The following is a 23,167-nucleotide window of genomic DNA, read 5'->3' as shown; positions in this document are numbered from 1 at the left end:
CTGGTCCCGGTCAGCTCCACAGGACGGCGATGAAGATGTTCGCCATGGTCAGCAGGCCGACGACCCCGAAGGCGCTCTTGTCGACCTTCTCCTCGTCGCGCTTCACGTAGACCAGCCCGAGGATCACGATCAGGAACGCCAGCTTCACACCGATCTTGATGGCGTTGACGTGGTGATGGTCGGCCTGGTTGAGGCCGACCAGGATCACCCCGGTGACGAGCATGGTGAGCGCGCCGTGCAGCATCCCGGGGACGAACCGGGCCGTGCCCTGGCCCATCGCCTTCATCTGGGTGAGGAAACCGCCGAGCAGCGCGGCGATGCCGATGATGTGCAGGCCGACGAAGAGATGGATGAGTACGTCCATGGGGCCGGAGCCTAACCAGGGAGCACCGGCCCCCTGTCACCGGCCCCGGCCCACAGCCGTCCGGACCCGCGCACGACCGTCGTGGATCTTGCATATATGCGACCCATAGCACCTCGCGACTACCGTCTGTCCCTCTTTCCGCGCATCGGTCACCACGCTGCGTGAAGGGGGCGACCCTGGAGGACCGATGCGATCACATACGGTCACATCTCGGTCTGTCGAAGTCAGTTCCGTACATCGCGTTACCTGCTCGTCACATCCCGGCCTACCGTCCTCCCCCAGGTGACCGGCTTCCCATCGCCGCCCGTGCCAGGGGCGGCGGCCGGGCACTCCGCCGAGAAAGGTCCGGCGGCGGCCCGTTCCCCCTGTGCGGGCCGCCGCCGGACGTGCAGTCCGCTCGGTCGTCGAGAGTCGTACGGAAGGACGTGACGGTCCAGGTGGCAGCGCACCGCAAGCCCCGGCAACGCTCGCTCGGCGGCCCCACGGCCCGGACGGCCGCCACGCTCGCCCTGGCGGGCGCGGCCACCGCGACGGGGTTCGACGGGACGGCCCACGCCGAGCCGCAGCTGACGCCGGCACAGGTGAAAGCCACGGTGGACACGCTGTACCAGCAGGCCGAGGCCGCGACCGAGAAGTACGACGGCGCCAAGGAGCAGGCGGACACGGCCCAGCGGCGGCTCAACGCGCTGCACGACGAGACCGCCCGCAAGCAGCAGAAGCTCAACTCGGCCCGGGACGCGCTGGGTTCGTTCGCCTCGGCACAGTACCGCGACGGCGGCTTCGCCCCGGCCTGGCAACTGGCCCTGTCCAGCGATCCCGACCAGTATCTGGAGGACGCCGCCCTCGCCGAGCGGGCCGGCGAACGGCAGGCCGCCACCGTGTCACAGGTACGCGAACAGCTCCGGGAGATCGAGCAGTTGCGCGGCGCCATGCGCGTCCAGCTGACGTCGCTGCGCGCCCGGCAGGTCGAGCTGCGGCGGCAGAAGACGGCCATCACCGGCAAGCTGGACGAGGCCCGGCGGCTGCTGGCACGGCTCACCCCCCAGCAGCGGACCGAGATCACCGGTGACGGCGCTGCCCCGGGACGCGCCTCCCGGTCGGCCACGGACGCCCGGGAGGCCCTGGCGCGGGCAGGGTCCGCAGCGGCGCCCGACACCCGCGCGGCGGCGGCCCTCGCCTACGCCTACGCCAAGCTCGGCAGCCCCTATGTGTGGGGCGCGACCGGCCCGAACGCCTTCGACTGCTCGGGCCTGGTCCAGGCCGCCTACCGCTCCGCCGGCATCTCCCTGCCCCGCACCACCTACGCCCAGATCAACGCGGGCCGACGCGTCTCACGCGCCGAACTCCAGCCCGGGGACCTGGTGTTCTTCTACTCCGGCGTCAGTCACGTCGGCATCTATGTCGGCGGCGGCCAGATGATCCACGCGCCGAACCCATCGGCACCGGTCCGGCTGGCCCCGATCGACCAGATGCCGTTCGCCGGAGCCACCCGGGTGGCGTGAGCGCGAGCCCCCTACGGGTCAGACCAGACGGCGGGCCGTCGCCCAGCGGGTCAGTTCGTGCCGGTTGGACAGCTGGAGCTTGCGCAGGACCGCGGAGACATGGGACTCGACCGTCTTCACCGAGATGAACAGCTGCTTGGCGATCTCCTTGTAGGCATAGCCCCGGGCGATCAGGCGCAGCACCTCGCGCTCGCGCTGGGTGAGACGGTCCAGGTCCTCGTCCACGGGCGGGGCGTCGGTGGAGGCGAAGGCGTCCAGGACGAACCCGGCCAGCCTCGGGGAGAAGACCGCGTCGCCCTCCTGGACCCGGAAGATCGAGTCGACCAGGTCGGTGCCGGTGATGGTCTTGGTGACATAGCCGCGGGCGCCGCCACGGATCACACCGATCACGTCCTCGGCAGCGTCCGACACGGACAGTGCGAGGAAGCGGACGGGCTGCTCGGCGTCGGCCATCAGCGCCGCGCACCGGCGCAGTACTTCGACTCCGCCGCCGCCCGGCAGATGGACGTCGAGGAGGACCACCTCGGGCCGGGTCGCGGTGATGACCGTGACCGCCTGGTCGACGTCCGCGGCCTCGCCGACCACCTCGACACCGGTCTCGGCGGTCTGGCCGATCTCGGCCTGCACGCCGGTGCGGAACATACGGTGGTCGTCCACGAGCACGACCCGTACGTGCCGTCCGCCCGCGTCGGCTCCTGTCGTGCCGTTCGCCTCGGTCGCGTCGCTCATGACGTCTTCTCCGCCCTCTCCATCTCCAGCTCGACCTCCGTGCCGCCGCCCGGCACCGCCCTCAGCCGGGCCGTGCCGCCGTTGCGCTCCATACGGCCGATGATCGATTCTCTGACGCCCATCCGGTCGGCGGGTATCGAGTCGAGGTCGAAGCCCGGGCCGCGGTCGCGCACGGACACGAAGACCGTCTTCCCCTCGACTTCGGCATAGACCTGTACGGCGCCGCCGTCGCCACCGTACTTGGCGGCGTTCACCATCGCCTCGCGCGCGGCCTGCATCTGCGCGGTGGTCCTCTCGTCCAGCGGGCAGTCGCCGACGATGACGACCTCGATGGGCACACCGTGTTTGTCCTCCACCTCGGCGGCGCTGCGCCGCACCGCCTCGGCGACCGTGTCCGGCTCGTCGGCCTCGTCCTTGCCCGTGCCCTCCGGCTTGTACAGCCACGTGCGCAGGTCGCGCTCCTGGGCGCGGGCGAGGCGGCGCACCTCGTTCCCGTTGTCGGCGTTGCGCTGGATCAGGGTGAGGGTGTGCAGCACCGAGTCGTGGACGTGGGCGGCGACCTCGGCGCGCTCCTGCGCGCGGATACGCATCAGGCGCTCCTCGGACAGGTCCTGGGTCATCCGGACCAGATAGGGACCGGCGAGCAGGGTGATGCCGACGAGCACGGCGAGCGCCGCCTGGAGGACCGCGCCGAGGTGGGCCGCCGAGCCCTGGAGCACGAAGATGGCGGAGACACCGGCCGTGACGAGCAGGACACCGCCGGCCGCGCGCAGCAGCGTGAGCGTGCGACGTCGACGGCCGACCTCGACCCAGCGGGCCCTGCGGGCGTTGTCCGCCTGTCTCCACACGAGGGCGACACCGGCGGCGACGAGCACGGCGGGCAGCAGATACGCCTTGGCGGCGCTGCCCAGGTTGACGCTGCCCACGAAGACCATGGACACGATGACCATGAGGAGCAGCGCGACGATCTGGCCACGGTCCGGCTTGCGGGCCACGAGCCTGCGGCGGCCGTCCGGTGCCGTCTCCGTGCCCACCAGCGACGGCGGCTTCTCGCCGACACCGCCGAGGCCGAGAGGGACGAAGAACCAGAACGCCGCGTACAACAACGCACCCAGTCCGTCGGCCATGAACAGGCCGACGAAGACGAGCCGCACCCAGATGACGGGCAGCCCGAGATGCCCGGCGAGGCCCCGCGCCACTCCGCCGAGCCAGCGTCCGTCGCTGCTGCGGTAGAGCTTGCGCGGCGGCCGCGGGTCGTCGACTGGCAGGCTTGCGGCTTCCGGCATGCCAACGATGGTCACATGGCCGGCGGGGCCAGGCATCAGGGTCGGCCCCCGAGACGCCCCTGATCTTCGGCGGAACCGGGTCGGGGAGCGCCGGGCAGGGGCGGTCCCGGGCCGGTCGAACGCTTCCCCGCCCCGTCTCAGGGCCGATTTCAGGGTTCGCCCAGGGTCGTCCCGACTGCCGCCGCGGCGGGCGGGCCGTCACCATGGAGGCATGACGGATCACGAGCACGCCGCGACGGGTCCGGGACCCGGCACCGGCCCGCGCCCGGCCCCGGGCACCGGACCGACGGATGCCGGGCCCGCCGCGACGCACAGGACGGGAGCGGCCGGCGCCGGCACCGACATCCCCGCCGGGGAGCAGGAGCAGGCCCCCGCGCCCTTCGACCGGTTCCGGCGCGACCGCCGGAACCGGATGATCGGAGGCGTGTGCGCGGGCCTGGGCCGGCAGACGGACATGGACCCGGTGATCTTCCGGATCACCCTGGCCGTGCTCGCCGCGACCGGCGGCATCGGTCTGATCTTCTACGGCTTCGTCTGGCTCCTCGTGCCGTACGAGGACGAGGAGGAGAACGAGCTGCGCAAGCTCCTGACGGCCCGGGTCGACGGGCAGGCGCTCGCCGCCGTGCTGTTCGCCCTGGTCGGCTGCGGGATCTTCCTGACCATGCTGAGAAACGGCGGGGTGCTGACCTTCGCCGCGGTGCTCTCCCTGCTGCTGGCGGGCGCCGGGTACTGGTCGCGGCGCCGTGACGCCGCCGACCCCGACCCGCTGTCGGCGCAGGCCGCGGCCGACGCCCCGCCGGAGGCGCAGGCACCGCCGGTCATCACCACCTACCCGTCCTGGTGGCGGGACCCGATCGTCAAGGACGGCACCCACGACGGCGGCACAGGCTATCTGTGGGGGCCCGGCGACGCCCGCGAGCGGGACCTCGTCTCGGTCGTGGACGTCGGGGTCGCCATCCCGTGGCCCCACACCAGCTCCGCCGGCCCCGTAGAGCCACGGTCCGCCGCCACACCCCCGAGACCGCGCGGGCCGCGCTGGATCGGTGGCTGGGTGTTCCTGCTCGCCCTGGTGGCGGGCGGCCTGGGCACGGGGCTCACCTGGGACACGCACCCGCTGGGCACCAGTCTCCAGACCGGCCTCGCCTGTGCGCTGGCGGTCTTCGGCCTGGGCCTCGCGATCAGCGCGTTCCTGGGGCGCACGGGGGCCGGGACGGTGTTCCTGGCGCTCATCACCGCGGCCCTGCTCGCCGGGGCGTCGGCCATGCCCAAGGACATCACCTCCCATTGGAGAGACACCTCCTGGGCGCCCGCGGCGACGGCGCAGGTGCAGCCGAGATATGAGCTGGGCACCGGCCGGGGCACGCTGGATCTGACCCGGGTGCATCCGGCCAAGGGGCAGACGGTCTCGACGGACGCCCATGTGGGCGCGGGGCAGCTGAAGGTGGTCCTGCCGGCGGCCGGGACCGTGCGGTTGACCATCGATGTGGGGGTGGGCGACATCAGGTTGCCCGGAGAGAGCAGGAAGGACGTGGACGTGCAGCCGCGCAGGCACAAGGCGGTGACGCTGGCGCCGGCCAAGGGCGCCAAGGACGCCGGCACGCTGGACATCACGCTCGGGGTCGGTGCGGGACAGGTGGAGGTCAGCCGTGCTGCGTCATGAGTTCCAGCCCGGGAGGCTGGTCGCCGGGCTCTTCCTCACGGCCGCCGGGGCGGTCTACGCGGGAGATGCGGGCGGCCTGTGGCAGACGCCGTGGTTCGCGGTCGTCCCGCTGGTCGTGGGCGGACTGTGCCTGGCCGGTGCCACGGCGACCGTGGCCCGGGCGATACGCAGACGCGGCGGCACGGAGAGCGGCTAGCGGTATCCGCCCTGTCGGTGCCGGGACCGCCAGACCGCGTCCAGCGAGAGGTAGGGGGCACCGGCGAGGATCAGGGGGAGCCAGGCCATCAGGTAGGCGAGGTCGTTGCCGTAGTAGTAGGGGGTCGTCGCCCAGCTCACTGTCATCCAGAGGCTGAACGAGATCAGCGCCCCGCCGAGCGCGGCCAGCCGGGCGAGCAGACCGATCAGGGTGCCGATGCCGACGGCCAGTTCTCCGAAGGCGATGGCGTATCCGAAGCCGACCGGGCTCTTCAGGGCCAGGTCGACCAGGGCGGGGATGGCGGCGGAGTCGCGGGCCGCCCGCATGGTGTCGCCGACCGACCCGGCGCCGCCGGACTTCATGAAGGCGCTGTCGGTGAGCTTGTCCAGGCCGGCGTAGATGAAGGTGACGCCGAGGAAGACACGCAGCGGCAGCAGGGCGTAGTGGGCGGCGACGTCCCGCCAGCCGCGAGGACCGTTCAGCCGGTTCATGTGCGTGTCCGTCCGAATGCCGTGAGTCATCGTCGCCAGCCGCCTCTCGCCCGCCGTCCCACCCCTCATTCGACGATACGTATGACAGGCGGGGCGCGTTCAATCCCCTCCCGGATGTTTTTCCGGAATTCGGGCGGGCGTACGAAGGGCCCGGGGGGCGGACCCGGGCCGGGATCTGCCGCGCCGGGTGCCCGAGGACCCGCTCCACGGCGGTGAGTCCCTCAGGGACGAGCGGTGAGCGCCGCGGGTTTCAGGCGGCGCTCTCGAAGCGGGCGAAACCGTATGGCCAGTCGTAGTCCAACCGGTCCAAGGAGGTGTCGGTGGTGCAGCAGGAAGTGCTCATGTCGAGCCCGGGCCGGTCGCTCATCGGACGCCTCCTCGCCCTTCTGACCCGGCTCCCCCGTCTCGTCCGTCCCTCACTCCGTCACCTGGACCGTGTACCGGTTGGTCGCCACACCGGCTGCGGTGACCACCTGGACCTCCACCGCCCCGGGCTCGACCTCGACCGGTACGGGGACGGTCAGGACGCTGTCGGAGGGGTTGCGAAAGCCGCCGGTGACGGGAACGAGCGGTACGTGCACGTCGACGACGCCGATGCGGACGACCATGCGGGAGAGCCGGTCGGCGGCCCGGGCGCCGGGCGGGACGAAGCCGGCGCCGCGGATCTCGATGTCGTCGCCGGTGCGGATCGGCCCGTCCAGGTCGCCGGGTTCGCGGGCGCGGACCACGGAGAGGACGACCGGGCGGCCGCCCTCGGCGTACTTGCCGGCCAGGTAGGTCGCCGCCGAGATCAGCACGATCACGCCCAGCCCCCAGGGCAGGTCGGGCAGTTGGTCGGGGCGGCGGGCGAGCCGTACGGCGGCGAACAGCAGGGCGACGGCGTTGATGGCGACGTACTGGATGTCGGTGAAGGCGCCCCGGCCGGAGTCGTCGGTGAGCAGGTCGGCGGCGCGCGGCCGGTGGGCCGACACCTTCTGCAGTCGCTGGGCGAGGATGCGCAGGCTCACCACTCGGCGGACCAGCACGGCGATGCCGCACACCACGGCGAGGACGGTCACCACGCCCGTGCCGCGCGCGAGGTCGAGTCCCGAGAGCAGCGCGTCCCGTTCGGCGTGGTCGGAGGCGGCCGCCAGCCGGGCCGCCAGCAGCAGGACGGCGTAGCCGACGAGCAGCACCCAACCGGCCGCAACCGTGCGGGAGGTGGAGATCCGGTTGTCCTCGCCGATCACGGGGGCGAGCGCCCCGCCGCGGGCCCGGTGGAGCCGGCAGGCGGTGGTGAGCGTGCCGGCGATGACGAGCGCGGCGAGCAGGGCCGCGGTGCGGGCGCCCGTCCAGCCCGCGCCGATCGCGGTGAGCGCCTCGCCGAGCAGCAGGGCGACGACCACGGCCCATACCGCGGCCACCGTCCACAGCCACAGCCCGGCGAGCCACGCCTCGCCCTCGGCACGCCCGCGTTCGGCGACGGCCTCCGCCCGCTGGGTCAGCTCCTCGGAGACCCACTGGCGAGACGCCGAGGCCGAGTGCACCACGGCCGCGGGCAAGCCCTGCCCGGCCGCGAACTCGTCGCGTCGGCGCAGGAACGCGGCGACGGCGCGCCGGTGCCCCTCACGGGCGCCGTGCGGACAGTCCCCGCAGGTACAGCCGCCCTCGTGAGTGCTGTCGGCACCCGTGTCCCCTCTCGCCTCCTGCACCGCCACGCCGGACGCCCGCCTTCCCCACGACCTTCTGACGCGGCCGGCGGCCCCTCGGTGGACCGTCCCGTTGCCGCGCAACTCGCTTGCGCCGTCAGCGAATTGTGCCTTACGGAGGCCCGCCCGGGCTCGTCGGGCCGGGTCACGGCGGGTGAAGTGGGGGCCGGTGTGTTGACCCGGCTGGGAGAATTTCCGTATGGCCGAGATCATCGCGCGGGACGGGACCTGGGCCTTCGACGGCAGCACGATCCGGATCACCCCGGGACTGCATCGGTCCGTGCCGCTGTTCCGGCAGACGTACGGGGAGGTCTCCGTACCCCTGGAGGCGGTCTCGGGCGTCGTCTACGAACCCGAGCGCAAACGTGGCCGGCTGCGGATGCGGTTGCGCGACGGCGCCGATCCGCTGCTCCAGGCGACGGGCGGGCGGCTGCCGGACCCGGCCGACCCCTACCGGCTGTCGGTGGACGCGGACCGTTCGGGGGTCGCGGAGTACGTGGCGCAGGAGATCCGGCACGCGCTGCTGCTCGACCGGGTCCCCCAGGAGCCCACGGCGGGCTATCTACTGCCAGGACCGCCGGTGCCGGTGTCGGTGCGGTCTTCGGACGGCACGGTCTCCTTCGACGGCGGCCAGGTGCGCATCGACTGGTCCGACACCTCCGACCGGGTCAAGCGCGCGACCGGCCCGCGGATCATCGGCCTGGGCGATCTGGTGCAGGTGGAGTGGCTGCCCAACTCCGGGTACGAGGACGGCTTCCTGCGGTTCGTGACCCCGGAGACGGTGTACTCCAAGCTGCCGCCCGAGCGGGACCCCTACACCCTGGACCTGTGGGGCAGCGTGCGGCGCGATCTACTGACCGCGCTGGTCGCGACGGCCGTCACCGCCCGGCTGCCGCACCCCTCCACCCGTGTGGCCGGCGCCCGCGACGGCCTGGGCCGGCTCCGCGCGGCCGTACCCGCGCAGGCCGACCACCATGACGTGCTGCTGCGCCGGCTGCGGGAGTTGGGCGAGCTGCACCGGAACGGGGTGCTCACGGACGAGGAGTTCGCGTTGACGAAGGCGGCCGTTCTCAGGGGGTTCAGCTGAGCAGATCCGGTTCGCTGCGGCTGATGTCCTGCCACAGCGGCTGGTAGTTGATCCAGGCCACCAGGTCGCCACCGAGCTGTTCGCGGGTGGCGACGGCCAGTTTGTGGTCGATGAGGACCGGGCGGCCGGCCGCCTTCGCCATCAGCTGCACCTGACAGGACCGCTCCATGGACAGGAACCACCAGGCCGCCGCGTCCACCGAGTCGCCGACGGTGAGCAGTCCGTGGTTGCGCAGGACGAGCGCCTTGCGGGAGCCGAGGGCGGCGGCGATGCGGCGGCCTTCCTCGGCGTCGACGGTGACGCCGGTGTAGGAGTCGTAGAGCGCCGCGTCCTCGTAGAAGGCGCAGCTCTCCTGGGTGAGGGGGTCGATCAGTTCGCCGAGCGCGGCGAGGGCGCGGCCGTGCACGGAGTGGCAGTGGGCGACGGCGACCACGTCGGGGCGGGCGGCGTGCACCTGGGCGTGGACGGTGAACGCGGCCTGGTTGACGTGGTAGCGGCCCTCGACGACCTGGCCGTCCTGGTTGGCCAGGACGAGATCGCTGACGGTGACGTGCTTGAACGGCATGCCGAACGGGTTGACCCAGAAGCAGTCGGTGAACTCCGGGTCGCGTGCGGTGATGTGTCCGGACACCCCGTCCTCGAGCCCGGCCCGCCCGAAGATCCGCAGGGCTCCGGCGAGCCGCTCCTTGCGATGCCGCCGTTCGTCCTCGACCGCGTCGTGCATCGGCGGCATGGCGAACTGCAGCTGGTCGGTGGGCAGCGGCAGGGGCGGGGTCGGCCCGTGCATAGGTCCTCCAGCACTGGGATTGCGGTACGCGCCGGAAGTTACCCCCGGTCAGCGCAAAAGGGCAGAGCTGTTTTGTAAAGATGACGTACGCAGCGAATACACGACAGAGGTTGTCCGGTTTGCCGGGAAGACTGACGCGTATGACGGATACGAACTGGGCGGCCTTCCTCTCGGCCGCACCCGAGCTGGCGGGGATCGTCGAGGAGCGGTTCGGTGCCCACCGGCATCACGTCCTCGCGACCCTGCGCAAGGACGGCTCGCCGCGCACTTCCGGACTGGAGGCCGACTTCCGGGCCGGTGAGCTGTGGCTCGGCATGATGGACGGCTCGCTCAAGGCCCGCGACCTGCGCCGCGACCCTCGCTTCGCACTCCAGGCGAACCCTGGTGAGGGCACGGGGGCGGTCGGCGGGGACGTGCGGATCGCGGGGCGGGCGTACGAGGTCGGGGGCGGGCCGGGGGACGGGGAGACCAAGGCCTGGTACGTGAAAGAGGTGGAACCGCCGCAGCCGTTCCACCTCTTCCGCACCGAGTTGACGGAGGTCGTGCGGACCTGCGTCGAGGACGACGCGTATCTCGTCGTCCAGGTCTGGAAGCCCGGAGAGGCGGTGCGCACTCTCAGGCGGACCTGAGTCCCGTCAGGGGATCACTCCCACTCGATGGTGCCCGGGGGCTTCGAGGTCACGTCGAGGACGACGCGGTTGACGTCCCGGACCTCGTTCGTGATCCGGGTCGAGATCTTCGCGAGGACGTCGTACGGCAGCCGGGACCAGTCGGCGGTCATGGCGTCCTCGGAGGAGACCGGGCGCAGGACGATCGGGTGGCCGTAGGTGCGGCCGTCGCCCTGGACGCCGACCGAGCGGACGTCCGCGAGCAGGACCACCGGGCACTGCCAGATGTCGCGGTCCAGGCCGGCCACGGTCAGTTCCTCGCGGGCGATGGCGTCGGCGTCGCGGAGCAGGTCCAGACGCTCCTTGGTGACCTCGCCGACGATGCGGATGCCGAGGCCGGGGCCCGGGAAGGGCTGGCGCTGGACGATCTCGTCCGGCAGGCCCAGCTCCTGGCCGACCATGCGGACCTCGTCCTTGAACAGCTTGCGCAGCGGCTCGATCAGCTGGAACTCGAGGTCCTCGGGGAGGCCGCCGACGTTGTGGTGCGACTTGATGTTCGCCGTGCCGGTGCCGCCGCCGGACTCGACCACGTCCGGGTACAGGGTGCCCTGGACCAGGAACTCGACCGCCGGGCCCTCGTCCGCGATGATCTCGGCCTGCGCCTGCTCGAAGACGCGGATGAACTCGCGGCCGATGATCTTCCGCTTCTCCTCGGGGTCGGAGACACCCTTCAGCGCGGTGAGGAAGCGCTCCTCGGCGTCGACGACGACCAGCTTGACGCCGGTCGAGGCCACGAAGTCCTTCTCGACCTGCTCGGTCTCGCCCTTGCGCATCAGGCCGTGGTCGACGTAGACGCAGGTCAGCTGGGAGCCGATGGCCTTCTGGACGAGGGCGGCGGCGACGGCGGAGTCCACGCCGCCGGACAGGCCGCAGATCGCGCGCCTGTCGCCGACCTGCTCGCGGATCGCGGCGACCTGTTCGTCGATCACGTTGCCGGTGGTCCAGGACGGGGTCAGGCCCGCGCCGCGGTACAGGAAGTGCTCCAGCACCTGCTGGCCGTACGCGGAGTGCATGACCTCGGGGTGGTACTGGACGCCGTAGAGCTTCTTCGCGTCGTTCTCGAAGGCGGCGACCGGGACGACGTCCGTGGACGCGGTGACCGTGAAGCCCTCGGGGGCGGCGGAGCAGGCGTCGCCGTGCGACATCCACACGTGCTGCTCGGCCGGGGTGCCCTCGAAGAGGGTGGAGGACGTCCTGGAGACGTGCAGGTCGGTACGGCCGTACTCGCGGGCGCCGGTGTTGTCGACGGTGCCGCCGAGGGCTCGCGCCATCAGCTGGAAGCCGTAGCACATGCCGAAGACGGGGACGCCGGCCTCGAAGATCGCGCTGTCGAGGTGGGGGGCGCCCTCCTCGTACACGGACGAGGGGCCACCGGAGAGGATGATCGCCGCGGGGTTCTTGGCGAGCATCTCCTGGACCGGCATGGTGCTCGGCACGATCTCGCTGTAGACCCGCGCCTCGCGGACGCGACGGGCGATGAGCTGGGCGTACTGCGCGCCGAAGTCGACGACCAGGACGGTGTCGGGGGCGGCGGCAGCGGGAGTCGCTGATGACACGGGGTGCCTTCCGGCGGGTCGGGCGGGGGTCTGTGGTTCTGATTCTAACGGGGCGCCGGTGCGAGAGTCCCGCTCACCGGGGCTCCGCCCCCCGGAGCCCCCACTTTGCGGGCGGGGAAGACCGGGCGCCGTCTGGCATACTTGCCGCATGCTCGCGCACTCGATCTTCCTCTTTACCTATGGCAACCGGCCCGCCGGATGCCATGGTCGTGCTGCTTGAGCGAAACGCCGAGCGACTTCCCAGGCGCCCCGGGCCGACAAGGCCCGGGGCGCCTGACGTTTTCCGGGGTCTGTCGGTTCGGGGCACCTCAGTCGGTCCACCGCCCCAGCCACCTTCGTCAGGAGCCCCGACATGACCACCACCTCCGCGGAAGAGACCATCGCCGACGCCCGGCAGCGCATCGATGTGCTCGACGACCGGATCATCGGTCTCATCCAGGAACGGATGGCCGTCTCCGCCGTCGTGCAGCAGACCCGCATCGCCTCCGGCGGGCGGCGTGTGCACCTGTCCCGCGAGATGGACATCCTCGGCCGCTACCGCGAGGCCCTCGGCAAGCCCGGCACCTCCCTCGCCATGACCCTGCTGGAGCTGTGCCGGGGGCGCGTCTGAGCGTCGTACCGGAGTTCGAGCGTCGTCTCACCCGTACGGCGCGTGACCGGTCCGCGTCCCCCTTCGTTGAGCGGGATGTCCGTGCCAGCCAGGGGCGGGCCCGACAGAACCACGCGTGGCTCGCTGGAGCGATGAGGCGTACGGGTCGTGCCGTGCGCCGTGGGACCTCGCTCCGGAAGTGACCGGACGGCAGGGGACAGCAGCCCGGTCACCCAAGAGAACGGCCGGCTCCGGGGACGCCCGGGGCCGGCCGGCGGAAAACTCCACACATGGACCAGTGCCGGGTCATGCCCAGCACCCTGCGCAGAAGCCCCGAGTCCCCGCGCAGACCATGGCATTACTGCACCTCACCCGCCTGTCGCGGGTCAGGACCACCGAACCAGCGGCGCAACCCCCCGGCGCCGCTCCCAGGCACTGACGTCGCCCTGACGTCGGTGCTGGCCGAAGAAGGGCCCCGCGGTCTCTCCGTCCCGCGGGGCCCTTCGCCATGAGCAAGACCGGGTGACTCAGGTCACATGCAAATCGAGGGCGGGGCGAGCAACCGTTCATGGTCCTCGCTGATCAAACCAGCCGAGTCGTGCGACGCGAGTCTGCGAACTTGAGAGGGACCTGCCTTCGGAGGGGGATGCAGGTCCCTCTACTTCTTCGGCGGTACGGCCGGCATCCCCAGGAACGGCAGGCGCAGGGCGCCGAAGGCCTCCTCCGGGACCGCCGGGGACTGCGGCTCCACCGGCTTCAGCCGCTCGTACGCCGCTCCCGGTGCCGGACGCGGGTCCTCCTCACCCTTGTTCGGCCAGAAGGACATCGCGCGCTCGGCCTGCGCGGTGATCGTCAGCGAGGGGTTCACACCCAGGTTCGCCGAGACCGAGGCGCCGTCCACGACCGAGATGCCCGGGTGGCCGTAGAGGCGGTGGTAGGGGTCGATCACGCCCGTTTCCGCGGAGTCGCCGATGGGGCAGCCGCCCAGGAAGTGGGCGGTCAGCGGGGTGCCCATCAGCTCACCGACGTTGCTGCCCGCGAAGCCGTTGATCTCGGCGGCCAGCTCGGTGGCGGCCTGCGTGGCGGCCTTGATCTGCTTGGGGTTGGGGGCGCCATGGCCCTGGCGGGCGGTCAGCAGGCCCTTGCCGACCCCGTCCGGCTTCAGATACGTCGTCAGCGAGTTGTCCAGCGACTGCATGACCAGGCCGATGATGGTGCGCTCGGACCAGCGCCGGTTGGAGAGGGAGCGGGCCACCAGGACCGGGTGCCTGGCCGCGTTCGCCAGCCAGCCGAGAACGCGCGAGGAGCCTTCCGCGTACGGCACCTGGAGGATCGACAGTCCGCCCATCGCGTTGGAGCCCCTGCCGTAGCGGACCGGCTCGATGTGCGTGTTCTCGTCCGGGTGGATCGAGGACGTGATCGCGACGCCCCGGGTGAAGTCGGCCTTCGCGGCGCCGTGCGCCTTGCGGTAGCGGCGGTTATCGGTCTGCGCGCCGACCAGCGCCTCGGAGTTGGTCCGGGTCAGGTCGCCGAGCCGGGCGGACAGATACGGCAGCTGGCCGCCCGCCTTCATGCGGTGCAGGAGCGTCTGCGTGCCGTAGGTGCCCGCCGCGAGGACGACCCTGCGCGCGGTGAAGAGGCGGCCCTCGCCCTTCTTCCTCCGGTCCGTCGGCAGGGTCGCCACCGCGTACCCGCCGCGCGAGTCGTCCGTGACGGACACGACCGTCGTCATGGGGTGGACCACCGCGCCGGCCTGCTGGGCGAGATGGAGGTAGTTCTCGTTGAGGGTGTTCTTCGCGCCGTGGCGGCAGCCGGTCATGCACTCGCCGCACTCGGTGCAGGCCTTGCGGGACGGGCCGGCTCCGCCGAAGTACGGGTCGGCGACCTCCTGTCCCGGGCCCGCCTGCGTCGCCCCGTCGGCGTCCTTGCCGTCACCGAAGAACACGCCGACCGGCGCGAGATGGAAGGAGTCGCCCACGCCCATCCGCTGGGCCGCCGCCTTCAGATGCACGTCGGACGGCGTCATGGTCGGGTTCAGGCGGACGCCGAGCATACGCCGGGCCTGGTCGTAGTACGGCTTCAGCTCCTCCTGCCAGTCGGTGACGTCCCGCCACTGCGGGTCCTCGAAGAAGGCCTTCGGCGGTACGTAGAGGGTGTTGGCGTAGTTGAGCGAGCCGCCGCCGACGCCAGCGCCGGCCAGGACCATGACGTTGCCCAGCAGATGGATCCGCTGGATGCCGTACATGCCCAGCTTGGGGGCCCACAGGTAGTTCTTCAGGTCCCAGGAGTTCTTCGGCAGGGCCTCGCGGGTGAAACGGCGTCCCGCCTCCAGTACGCCCACCTTGTAGCCCTTCTCGGTGAGGCGCAGGGCGGACACCGAGCCACCGAACCCCGAGCCGACCACGATGACGTCGTAGTCGTACCCGTCCTCGTCCCGGGCCTGGACAGACTTCTCCTGCGACACGTGCTCTCCTCGTCGAGAACGGGTGTTTCCGAACGGGTTTTCCTAGCGGAACCGGAACGCCTTCATCAGGCGCAGACTGGTGCTCATGAACCGGGCGTACCCCTCGTCCGTCATGCCCAGCGACGGCGCCATCGGCAGCAGCCGCTGCTGGGCCACCGTCTGGGCCTCCGTGTACTTGAGGATGCCCTCGGAGCCGTGGCGGCGGCCGAGGCCGGAGTCCTTCATGCCGCCCATCGGGGACTGGACGCTGCCGTAGGCGGGCGCGTAGCCCTCGTTGACGTTGACCGTGCCGGTGCGCAGGCGGGCGGCGACCTCGCGGCCGCGCCGGGCGTTCTTCGTCCAGACCGAGGAATTGAGGCCGTACGGCGTGGCGTTGGCCCGCTCGACCGCCTCGTCGTCGGAGGAGAAGCGGTAGATCGACACGACCGGGCCGAAGGTCTCCTCCTCGCACACGGCCATCGAGTCCTCGACGTCGTCCAGGACGGTGGGTTCGAAGAAGTAGGGGCCGATGTCGGGGCGGGCCACCCCGCCCGCGACCACCTTCGCGCCCTTCGCCACGGCCTCCTCCACGTGCCGTTCGACGGTCTTCAGCTGGCGCTCGCCGACCAGCGAGCCCATGTCGGCGCCGTAGGCGAGGGAGTTGCCGAGCCGCATGGCCCGGGTGCGGGCGGCGAAGCGCTCCAGGAAGGCGTCGGCGATCGACTCGTGGACGTACAGCCGCTCGATGGAGATGCAGAGCTGTCCGGCGGAGGAGAAGCAGGCGCGTACGGCGCCGGCGGCGGCCTTCTCGATGTCGGCGTCGTCCAGCACCAGCATGGCGTTCTTGCCGCCGAGTTCGAGGGAGACGCCGACCAGGCGGGCGGCGGCGCCCTGGGCGACCTCACGGCCGGTCCGGGTGGATCCGGTGAAGGAGACGTAGTCGGCGTGCTTGACCAGCTCCGGTCCGACGGCCGGGCCCTCGCCGAGCACGACCTGGAAGACGCCGTCGGGCAGTCCGGCCTCGATCAGCAGGTCACGCGCCCACAGCGCGGTCAGACAGGTCTCCGTGTCCGGCTTCATCACGACCGCGTTGCCGGCCACGAAGGCGGGCAGCGCGTCGCCGACGGACAGCTCCAGCGGGTAGTTCCAGGGGGCGATCTGGCCCACGACCCCGCGCGGGTGGCGGAGTTCGGTGACCTTGGTGAGCGTGGGGATGGCGCCGGTGTGCCGCTTCGGCCTCAGATAGGCGGCGCCCCGGCGGCCGTAGTGGCGGGCCGCGACGGCGACGGCCTGTACCTCCTCGTGCGCGTGCAGCCGGGCCTTGCCGGTCTCCAGCTGGATGAGGTCGAGGACCTCGGCCTGCCGCTGGAGCACCAGGTCGTGGAAGCGCAGCAGGACGGCGGCCCGCCGCGCCACCGGGGTCTTCTCCCAGACGGACTGCGCGGCGCGGGCGGCCCCGAAGGCCTTCTCCACGTCCTGCGGGGTGGACTCGGGCAGGTCGGCCAGCTTCTCGCCGGTGAACGGGGTGTGGTTCGCGGTCCGGCCCGAGCCGACGACTCCCTTGGTGAGCCGGGCCACCAGTTCCGGGGTGACCACGTCGGCGGCGGTGCGGGCGCCTTCGGGGGCGGGCGCGAGGGGGTTGGTACCGGCGATGTCCGAGGCCTGCGTGTCCGTCATGAGGCGCAGGGTATGCCGGAGCGCAGGCTTTGTGTACCCGTCGGTAATGGGGATTCACCGAGTGCTCACACACTGCCAGTGATCACTGGCAGTGAATGTGCTGATCAGGGCGTTGACACCCGGCCGAACAGGACGATCATTCGAGCCCGGCTTTTTTCGCCAGCAGCAGGCCGAGCGCGGTGCGGGGGGTGCGGCGGCGGGGGTCGGGGACCCGGGCGCGCTCCTGCGCGGGTGCGGGATCGGGTGCCGGGTCCGGTGCCGGTGCCGGGTCCGGTGTCGGGTTCGGTGTCGGGTCCGGTACAGGGGTGAGGCCCAGGTAGTCCTGGAGGGCCGCCGTGACCTCCGTCGCGTCGGGGCGCGCCGCCGGCTCGGCGGCGTGCATCCGGTCCAGCAGCGGACTCAGCGCGCCCAGCCGTGCCGGGTCCGTGTCGCCCACCGCGGCCCGCAGCAGCGCGCCCAGGGACCACAGGTCGCAGGCCGGTCCGGCGCCGGGCCCCGCGGCCCGCTCGGGGGCGACGAACCCGGCGGGCGCATCCGCCGGGTGGCCGTCGCCGGTCCCGAAGTCGGTGACGACCACGCGTCCGGTGCCGGACTCCAGCAGCACATTGGCCGGTTTGACGTCCCGGTGCACGATGCCGACCGCGTGCGCGGCGGACAGGGCACCGAGCACGGCGAGCCCGATCCGGGCGGCCTCGGCGGGTGGCAGGGGGCCGCGCCGCAGCACCTCGCGCAGCGACTCACCCTCCACCAACTCCATGACGACCCAGGGGACTTGGTCCTCGGTGACGACGTCCAGCACCGAGACGGCGGAGGGATGGCGCACCCGGGCGGCGGCGCGGGCCTCCGTGGCGAGCCGGTGCGCGATCCGGCGGCCGTTCTCGTCGTCGGCCGGATCGCCGGGCAGCAGTGGTTCCTTGACGGCGACCTCGCCCCGCCCCCGCTCGTCCCGCGCGCGCCAGACGGTCCCGGTGGGGCCGGATCCCAGACGTCCGGCCAGCCGGTAGCGGCCACCGATCAGACGTATGCCGGGCGGGTGTTCGCCGTCTCCAGTCATGTCACATGAGTACCGTGCGCACCACACCGTTGTCGAAGCGGGCGGTCAGGCGGCCCGCCGGTGGAAGGTGAAGCCCCGGGACGCCTCGCATACCTCCACGGCCCCGCCGTCGCCCGAGAAGTGGGCCAGCTTGCCGAGCAGCCGGTAGCGCCCGGTGAGCAGGCGTCCGGCACTCGGATCCGGTCCGGGACCCGGCGCCCGCTGTTGCGGCGGTTGCAGAACAAAACTCGTCGTGTCGTCGGCCGTGTGGCCGACTCCCCCGTCGCTGCTCATGGTTCATCCACACCGCGCCACCGGCGTGTCCGGATCCACAGGCAACGGGGACCGGTCACGAAGCCGTGACCGAGAAGGTGTCGAGCGCGACGTCGAAGTACTCCCGCGCCTCCCGCACCTTCGCGACCGGCGCCGACACCCATACGTCGTACAGCCGCCCGGAGTCCTCCCAGCACAGGTCGTACGTATGGCGCGGGCCCTCCGCCGCGCTGAAGCCGTCCCAGCCGAACTCCCAGAGCGCGGCCGGGTGTCCGGCGTGCGTGGCGGGGGTGACGCGGCCGTCGTGGTAACCGGGGTTCGTGTCCTGCCCCTTGGCCGCCGACCGTTCCAGCACGCCCCGCGGGCCGCCCGGCTGGGGTTCGGTGACCTTGATCCCGAGTCGGAAGGTCTCCCCGGGCGAGAGATAGAAGACGCGCTCGCCCTGCGGACTGCGGGTGAAGTCGTCCGGTACGGCAAGGGAGAACCCGGCCGGGTCCCGGGCCGTGCGGTAACCGGAGGGTGCGGTGTGCGCACGGGTGGCCGTCGGCCGTGTCGACGTGGTCGGCGAGGGCGAGCGCGAGGCCGGGCTCGTACCCGTACCCGTACTGGTCGCCGGGGACGTCGCCGTACCGCCCGGGCTGCCGCCGCCCCCGTCGCCCTTCCCGTGCAGCAACAGGGCCGCCGACACACCCGCCCCGGCCAGCGCGGCGACGAGCACCGCCGCGATCAGCACCCCGCGCGTAGCGGTCCGGGGCGGGAGGTCGGCCGGCGGCGCGGACACGGCGGGCGGGTGCGGAGCGCCGTGCGCAAGGTCCGGCTGGGTCGGCGAGTAGGGCGTCGCGGCCCCGGCCGTACGACCCGCACGGCCGGGGCCGATCCGGTGGCCGCGACCGCCGCCCGTGGCGCCGGACGTGCCGGGCGCCTCGGGGGTGCGGCCCGTCTCCAGATACGTCCGCAGCATCTGTTCGGCTTCGGCCGCGCCGAGCCGCCGGTCGGGGTCCCGATCCAGCAGCCCCCGTACGACGGGCAGCAGCGGCTCGGCCTCGGCGGGTGGCCGGATCTCGGCGGCGACGACGGCGTGCAGGATGCCGCCGATCGAGTCGCGCCGGAACGGCGACTCGCCGCTCAGCGCCGTGCACAGCAGCGCGCCCAGCGACCACAGATCGGACTCCGACCCGGTGCGCACCCCCGACATCCGCTCCGGCGCCGTGTACTCGGGCGAGCCGACGAAGGAGCCGGTCTCGGTGAGCGTGGTGGCGCCCGCGACCTGTGCGATGCCGAAGTCGGTGAGCACGACCCGGCCCGTGCCGGACTCGATCAGGACGTTCGCGGGCTTGATGTCCCGGTGCAGCACCCCCGCCTCGTGCGCCGTGCGGACCGCGCTGAGCAGGGCGACGCCGATGCGCGCGGCCTCGACGGCGTCGACCGGGCCGTCCCGGGCGATCCGGTCGGCGAGCGAACCACCCTCGACCAACTCCATCACCAGATACGGCCGTTCGTCCTGCTCCACGATGTCGTGCACGACGATGATGTGCGGATGCCGCAACTGGGCGACCGCCCGTGCCTCACGGAACGTACGGTCCCGGCGGCGTCGGGTGTCGTCGTCCGGGAGCGAGTCGTCCGGGAGGAGCTCCTTGACCGCGACCAGGCGCCCCAGCAACTGGTCGCTGGCCCGCCACACGACGCCCATGCCGCCACGCCCGATGCGTGCCTCCAGGCGGTAACGGCCCGCGATCACCCGGAAGTCGGCGCCCTCGGTCCCCATGCGCCCCATCATGCCGCACCGGACCCATCCGCTCCGGGACGCCGATCAGCCAAGCCGGACCGCTCAACCAGCGGTTTTCAGCCGTATCAGCCGTTGCTCGGCTGCTGCCAGCTCTGCAGCACCCACTTGAACTGCTTGCTGGTCTTCGCCCAGTCCCCGGCCGGCGACGACATGTAGATGGCGTACTCGATGCCCGCGCGCGAGAAGTACGTCTCCTCGATGGCGTGCCGGGGACCGGCGACGTGCGGCGGATCCTTCTTCAGCGCGTTCCAGGTGTACTCCCACAGCGCGCCGTCGCGGTCGCGGTAGATGTTCTCCTTCATGGCCACCCGCTTGTAGTCGACCAGCCGCTGGAGCTGCTGTTCCAGGTCCTGCTGGTGCTGGAGCGGGGTGGGGAAGTCCGGGGAGCTGTCGATGGCGATGCGGACGAAGGTCAGTCCGCCGTCCGGGGTGTAGTCGACCTGCTTGAGGTCACCCTTGATCTCGTAGACCTTCCGCTTCCAGCCCTTGGGCAGCGAGAGGCTGAAACCGAGCGGGTCGGGGTACGACGTCCAGCTCGCGGGGATCGTGCCGTCGGGGCCCGGCGCGCTCGTGTCGCCCCCGGAGGGGGTCGTGGCCGGGCCGGCTCCGCCGCCCGAGCCGGTGTCGCTCCGCATCCCGCCCCACTCCTGGAAGGCGACCGCCGCGCCACCGCCGAGCACGGCCGCCGCTGCGACGACGAGGGCGAGCGTGCGCAGCCGGCGCCGGGGGCGGGGCCGGCCCGCCGCGCCACGGCCCGCCGGACCTGCGGCCGGTCCCGGCGGCGTGGGCGCCACGGCCGTCGGCCGGGTCGGCGTACGGCCGGGAACGGTGCCCTCCGAGCCGTAGCCCGAGGAGGCCGGGGAGCCGAGGGAACCCAGGGCACCCGAGGCGCCCGTGGCGGGTGTGCCGTCATGCAGGCCCGAGCTCTGGGTCGGTACGAAGGCCTGGGCCGCGTCGGGCCGGCGGCCCTCCGCCGCCTCGGCGAGCATCTGCTCCGCCTCCCCCGCGTCCGGCCGGCGGTCCGGTTCCTTGCGCAGGAGTGCCGCTATGACCGGGCCGAGCGAACCGGCGTGGCGCGGCTCGTCGGCCTGCTCCTCGACGACCGCCTGCATGGTGCTCAGCGGCGAGGTGCGGCGGAACGGCGAACGCCCCTCCACCGCCGTGTACAGCGTGGCGCCCAGCGCCCACAGGTCCGAGGACGGACCCGGGTCGTGGCCGCGTACCCGCTCGGGCGCGAGATAGTCGACCGAGCCGACGACCTCTCCGGTGCGGGTGATGGTGGTGTCGCCCTCGATCTGGGCGATGCCGAAGTCGGTGAGCAGGACGCGGCCGTCCTTGCCGAGGAGGACGTTGCCGGGCTTGACGTCCCGGTGCAGCACTCCGGCGGAGTGCGCGGCGCGCAGTGCCCGCAGCACCCACAGCCCGATCCGCGCGGCCTCCCTCGGCTCCACCCGCCCCCGCTCCTTGACCGCGTCGGCCAGCGAGTTGCCCTCGACCAGCTCCATGACGATCCAGGGGCGGCCGTCGTGTTCGAGGACGTCGTGCACGGTGACGACGGCGGAGTGGTTGATGCGCGCGGCGGCGCGCGCCTCGGCCCGGGTACGGGCGAGCAGGACCGCCTGCTCGCTGTCGGAGACGTAGAGGGCGGCGGTCAACTCCTTGACGGCGACCGTCCGGTGGAGCACCTCGTCGTGGGCGCGCCACACCCGGCCCATGCCACCGCTGCCGATCGAATCGGCGAGCCGGTAGCGGCCCGCTATGAGCAGGCCCTGCATCTGATTCACGTTGCCCCGCAATGCTCTTGACAGGGTCAGACTAAGGACCGGTGTGCCCACAGGGAACAAGCGGGGTACCAAGGTGACAGCACTGTGACGCTAGTGGGCTCCCCGACCGCCTGTCGGCCCATCCTCCCGCCCGCTCCCCCATTTGTTTTCCCGCCCGTTCTCCACACGTTCGCCATCCGTTCAGTGCCCCCTCCTCCCAGGGTGCGGCACCGGGGCCGCTCAGCCGGTGTAGCGGTACGTCGCGGTGGCCTGCTCGTACAACCGGGTCACCTCGTCGCGCTGGGACTCCGGGCCGCGGACCTGGATGATGTGGTAGCGGCCGTTGAGCAGGATGGCCATGTTGCGGACGAACAGGTCCCGCCCCTGCCCGTCGGTCCAGGTGAACTGCCCCTCGGCCATGGTCCGTCCGCCCACCTCGATGGTGCGCAGCCCGGTGGCCGTGGCCCAACTGGAGTCCCGGTACGGCTGGAGTTCGCTCTCCTTGTCGCGCTGGTAGACCATCGGGTCGCTGCCGTACGCGGAGGCGCTGTCCCTTCCCGCCACGACGATCAGCTCGAAGTTCCCGTGCCCGTAGACCACCTGCCCGCTGCCGTTCTTCGGTGTGCGGTCCCAGCCCTTGGCGACGGCGATGTCGAAACCGTCCGGGTCCGTACGCAGGGTGAAGCCGTCGGCGACGGACGGGGCGCCGCCGGTCTGCGTCCCGGTGGCGGGCGCGGACGCGGAGGGGCCGCCGTCCGCGGACTGTCCGGAGGACGGCTGCCGGCTGCGGGAGGGGGCGGGGCTCGCCTGCCCCGCGCTGCCGGTACGGTCGCCGCCCGCCGCCCCGCTGTGCCCCTGCTTCGGCATGAAGAACATCGCGTACGCGATCGCGCCGGCCAGCAGGAGCAGGATCAGCAGGAGCAGGGTCCGCCCGAGATGACGCGGCGAACGGGCCTCTTCCCGGACCCGCGCATCCTCCCGGACCCGCATGTCCTCCCGGGCCCGCTTGTGCCGGCCGTGCGGATGGGCCTGGGTCTCGCCCCGCCCGGCGCGCCGACGCCGCAGCCGCACCAGTTCGCCACGACGCCGGACGATCGGCAGCCGGTGCGGGTCGGCGGGCGGGACCGGCACGACATGGGTGCCGGCGTCCGGCTCGGGCGCCGAGCGCACCAGCGACCGCAGCCAGCCGTTCAGCTCCTCGAAGTCCAGACGCTCGGTGGGGTCCTGGCGCAGCAGCGACTCGACGACCGGCCGCAGCGGGCCGCACTCCTCGGCGAAGGCGGGCGGCTCGGCGCACACCAGCTGCACCAGCTCGGCCGTCGACTCCTCCGGGTACGGCGCGTGCCCCTGCACGGCCCGGAACAGCAGCGACCCGAGCGCCCACAGGTCGGTCGCGGGTCCGATCGGCGCCGCCAGCTGCCAGTTCTCGTGCACGGGCCCGGCCTGCTCCGGCGCCCACCGCTCGGTCACGGGCCCCACGACGGTCATCCGCACCTGCCGTGCCCGCTCAGCAGCCAACGCGGTCCCGGGAACACGCCGCACTCCTCCGAGGGCCCCGGTGTCGCCCCAGGCGGCGGGGGCGGGGGCCT

At 72.3% G+C, this 23,167-nt stretch carries 19 protein-coding genes and 1 pseudogene; 6 read left to right on the top strand and 14 right to left on the bottom strand.

Annotated features, from left to right (window positions below; genetic code table 11):
• Positions 1 to 10: 10 nt before the first annotated feature.
• Positions 11 to 364 carry a hypothetical protein gene (locus tag ADK64_RS09945; RefSeq protein WP_053657210.1) on the bottom strand — a complete coding sequence of 118 codons (354 nt, stop codon included), beginning with the start codon at positions 362 to 364 and terminating at the stop codon, positions 11 to 13.
• A 437-nt stretch (positions 365 to 801) separates the two neighbouring features.
• Here ADK64_RS09945 and ADK64_RS09940 point away from each other — a divergent pair, with 437 nt between their 5' ends.
• Positions 802 to 1,866, top strand: coding sequence for a C40 family peptidase (locus ADK64_RS09940; RefSeq protein WP_053657394.1), 1,065 nt, complete (start codon positions 802 to 804; stop codon positions 1,864 to 1,866).
• Between the two features lie 18 nt (positions 1,867 to 1,884).
• Here ADK64_RS09940 and ADK64_RS09935 read toward each other — a convergent pair whose 3' ends face one another.
• Complete coding sequence (locus ADK64_RS09935) at positions 1,885 to 2,595, bottom strand: LuxR C-terminal-related transcriptional regulator (RefSeq protein WP_053657207.1); 711 nt, start codon at positions 2,593 to 2,595, stop codon at positions 1,885 to 1,887.
• Entirely contained in the window at positions 2,592 to 3,917 is a 1,326-nt protein-coding gene (locus tag ADK64_RS09930; protein WP_420712950.1) for a PspC domain-containing protein, read from the bottom strand. The genes ADK64_RS09935 and ADK64_RS09930 overlap by 4 nt, the downstream gene beginning before the upstream one ends.
• Positions 3,918 to 4,092: 175 nt before the next feature.
• On the opposite strand from ADK64_RS09930, the gene ADK64_RS09925 reads away from it, so the two are divergent.
• On the top strand, positions 4,093 to 5,541 hold the full coding sequence (locus ADK64_RS09925) for a PspC domain-containing protein (protein WP_053657203.1): 1,449 nt from the start codon (positions 4,093 to 4,095) through the stop codon (positions 5,539 to 5,541).
• Entirely contained in the window at positions 5,528 to 5,737 is a 210-nt protein-coding gene (locus ADK64_RS09920; RefSeq protein ID WP_053657201.1) for a hypothetical protein, read from the top strand. Before ADK64_RS09925 ends, ADK64_RS09920 begins: the two co-directional genes overlap by 14 nt.
• On the opposite strand, the gene ADK64_RS09915 is transcribed toward ADK64_RS09920, so the two are convergent.
• Positions 5,734 to 6,258, bottom strand: a complete 525-nt coding sequence (locus tag ADK64_RS09915; RefSeq protein WP_078992578.1) for a DoxX family protein — start codon at positions 6,256 to 6,258, stop codon at positions 5,734 to 5,736. The two genes, ADK64_RS09920 and ADK64_RS09915, sit on opposite strands and share 4 nt — an antisense overlap.
• Positions 6,259 to 6,644: 386 nt before the next feature.
• Complete coding sequence (locus ADK64_RS09910) at positions 6,645 to 7,925, bottom strand: hypothetical protein (protein ID WP_053657196.1); 1,281 nt, start codon at positions 7,923 to 7,925, stop codon at positions 6,645 to 6,647.
• 190 nt (positions 7,926 to 8,115) lie between these two features.
• Between ADK64_RS09910 and ADK64_RS09905 the strand changes: the two genes are divergently transcribed.
• Positions 8,116 to 9,003 (top strand): DUF4429 domain-containing protein, encoded by an 888-nt coding sequence (locus ADK64_RS09905; RefSeq protein ID WP_053657193.1) that lies wholly within the window; start codon positions 8,116 to 8,118, stop codon positions 9,001 to 9,003.
• Here the strand turns inward: ADK64_RS09905 and ADK64_RS09900 are convergent.
• Positions 8,996 to 9,790 carry a class II aldolase/adducin family protein gene (locus ADK64_RS09900; protein WP_053657191.1) on the bottom strand — a complete coding sequence of 265 codons (795 nt, stop codon included), beginning with the start codon at positions 9,788 to 9,790 and terminating at the stop codon, positions 8,996 to 8,998. The genes ADK64_RS09905 and ADK64_RS09900 overlap by 8 nt on opposite strands.
• A 140-nt stretch (positions 9,791 to 9,930) precedes the next feature.
• Here ADK64_RS09900 and ADK64_RS09895 point away from each other — a divergent pair, with 140 nt between their 5' ends.
• Positions 9,931 to 10,419 (top strand): pyridoxamine 5'-phosphate oxidase family protein, encoded by a 489-nt coding sequence (locus ADK64_RS09895; RefSeq protein WP_053657188.1) that lies wholly within the window; start codon positions 9,931 to 9,933, stop codon positions 10,417 to 10,419.
• Positions 10,420 to 10,433: 14 nt separating this feature from the next.
• On the opposite strand, the gene guaA is transcribed toward ADK64_RS09895, so the two are convergent.
• Positions 10,434 to 12,014: a glutamine-hydrolyzing GMP synthase gene (gene guaA, locus ADK64_RS09890; protein ID WP_053657183.1), complete on the bottom strand. Its 1,581-nt coding sequence runs from the start codon at positions 12,012 to 12,014 to the stop codon at positions 10,434 to 10,436.
• A 352-nt stretch (positions 12,015 to 12,366) separates the two neighbouring features.
• Between guaA and ADK64_RS09885 the strand changes: the two genes are divergently transcribed.
• Positions 12,367 to 12,624: a chorismate mutase gene (locus ADK64_RS09885; protein WP_053657181.1), complete on the top strand. Its 258-nt coding sequence runs from the start codon at positions 12,367 to 12,369 to the stop codon at positions 12,622 to 12,624.
• A gap of 637 nt (positions 12,625 to 13,261) precedes the next feature.
• On the opposite strand, the gene ADK64_RS09880 is transcribed toward ADK64_RS09885, so the two are convergent.
• The 7 genes and pseudogenes from ADK64_RS09880 to ADK64_RS09850 form a co-directional block, all read right to left on the bottom strand.
• A complete protein-coding gene (locus ADK64_RS09880; RefSeq protein ID WP_053657178.1) occupies positions 13,262 to 15,067 on the bottom strand; it encodes a GMC family oxidoreductase N-terminal domain-containing protein in 1,806 nt (601 codons plus the stop codon).
• Between the two features lie 42 nt (positions 15,068 to 15,109).
• Positions 15,110 to 16,723 (bottom strand): succinic semialdehyde dehydrogenase, encoded by a 1,614-nt coding sequence (locus ADK64_RS09875; protein WP_053657177.1) that lies wholly within the window; start codon positions 16,721 to 16,723, stop codon positions 15,110 to 15,112.
• Positions 16,724 to 16,859: 136 nt separating this feature from the next.
• Positions 16,860 to 17,777, bottom strand: coding sequence for a serine/threonine-protein kinase (locus ADK64_RS48385; protein ID WP_053657175.1), 918 nt, complete (start codon positions 17,775 to 17,777; stop codon positions 16,860 to 16,862).
• Between the two features lie 45 nt (positions 17,778 to 17,822).
• Positions 17,823 to 18,050: a hypothetical protein gene (locus ADK64_RS09865; RefSeq protein ID WP_053657171.1), complete on the bottom strand. Its 228-nt coding sequence runs from the start codon at positions 18,048 to 18,050 to the stop codon at positions 17,823 to 17,825.
• A 55-nt stretch (positions 18,051 to 18,105) separates the two neighbouring features.
• Positions 18,106 to 19,794 (bottom strand): serine/threonine-protein kinase, encoded by a 1,689-nt coding sequence (locus ADK64_RS09860; protein WP_053657168.1) that lies wholly within the window; start codon positions 19,792 to 19,794, stop codon positions 18,106 to 18,108.
• Between the two features lie 86 nt (positions 19,795 to 19,880).
• Complete coding sequence (locus tag ADK64_RS09855) at positions 19,881 to 21,590, bottom strand: serine/threonine-protein kinase (RefSeq protein ID WP_053657166.1); 1,710 nt, start codon at positions 21,588 to 21,590, stop codon at positions 19,881 to 19,883.
• Positions 21,591 to 21,818: 228 nt separating this feature from the next.
• Positions 21,819 to 23,167: pseudogene (locus ADK64_RS09850) on the bottom strand (serine/threonine protein kinase); the annotation flags it as partial.

Source organism: Streptomyces sp. MMG1121 (assembly GCF_001280015.1).
Lineage (GTDB): Bacteria > Actinomycetota > Actinomycetes > Streptomycetales > Streptomycetaceae > Streptomyces.
The sequence above is the reverse complement of the archived record's forward strand: the minus strand, read 5'-3'. Positions and strand labels throughout refer to the sequence as shown.

Coding starts and splice junctions, on each gene's coding strand:
- ADK64_RS09945 (WP_053657210.1), bottom strand. CDS start 364: ATGGACGTACTCATCCATCTCTTCGTCGGCCTGCACATCATCGGCATC.
- ADK64_RS09935 (WP_053657207.1), bottom strand. CDS start 2,595: ATGAGCGACGCGACCGAGGCGAACGGCACGACAGGAGCCGACGCGGGC.
- ADK64_RS09930 (WP_420712950.1), bottom strand. CDS start 3,917: ATGCCTGGCCCCGCCGGCCATGTGACCATCGTTGGCATGCCGGAAGCC.
- ADK64_RS09925 (WP_053657203.1), top strand. CDS start 4,093: ATGACGGATCACGAGCACGCCGCGACGGGTCCGGGACCCGGCACCGGC.
- ADK64_RS09915 (WP_078992578.1), bottom strand. CDS start 6,258: ATGACTCACGGCATTCGGACGGACACGCACATGAACCGGCTGAACGGT.
- ADK64_RS09905 (WP_053657193.1), top strand. CDS start 8,116: ATGGCCGAGATCATCGCGCGGGACGGGACCTGGGCCTTCGACGGCAGC.
- ADK64_RS09900 (WP_053657191.1), bottom strand. CDS start 9,790: ATGCACGGGCCGACCCCGCCCCTGCCGCTGCCCACCGACCAGCTGCAG.
- ADK64_RS09895 (WP_053657188.1), top strand. CDS start 9,931: ATGACGGATACGAACTGGGCGGCCTTCCTCTCGGCCGCACCCGAGCTG.
- ADK64_RS09885 (WP_053657181.1), top strand. CDS start 12,367: ATGACCACCACCTCCGCGGAAGAGACCATCGCCGACGCCCGGCAGCGC.
- ADK64_RS09875 (WP_053657177.1), bottom strand. CDS start 16,723: ATGACGGACACGCAGGCCTCGGACATCGCCGGTACCAACCCCCTCGCG.
- ADK64_RS48385 (WP_053657175.1), bottom strand. CDS start 17,777: ATGACTGGAGACGGCGAACACCCGCCCGGCATACGTCTGATCGGTGGC.
- ADK64_RS09865 (WP_053657171.1), bottom strand. CDS start 18,050: ATGAGCAGCGACGGGGGAGTCGGCCACACGGCCGACGACACGACGAGT.
- ADK64_RS09860 (WP_053657168.1), bottom strand. CDS start 19,794: ATGGGGACCGAGGGCGCCGACTTCCGGGTGATCGCGGGCCGTTACCGC.
- ADK64_RS09855 (WP_053657166.1), bottom strand. CDS start 21,590: ATGCAGGGCCTGCTCATAGCGGGCCGCTACCGGCTCGCCGATTCGATC.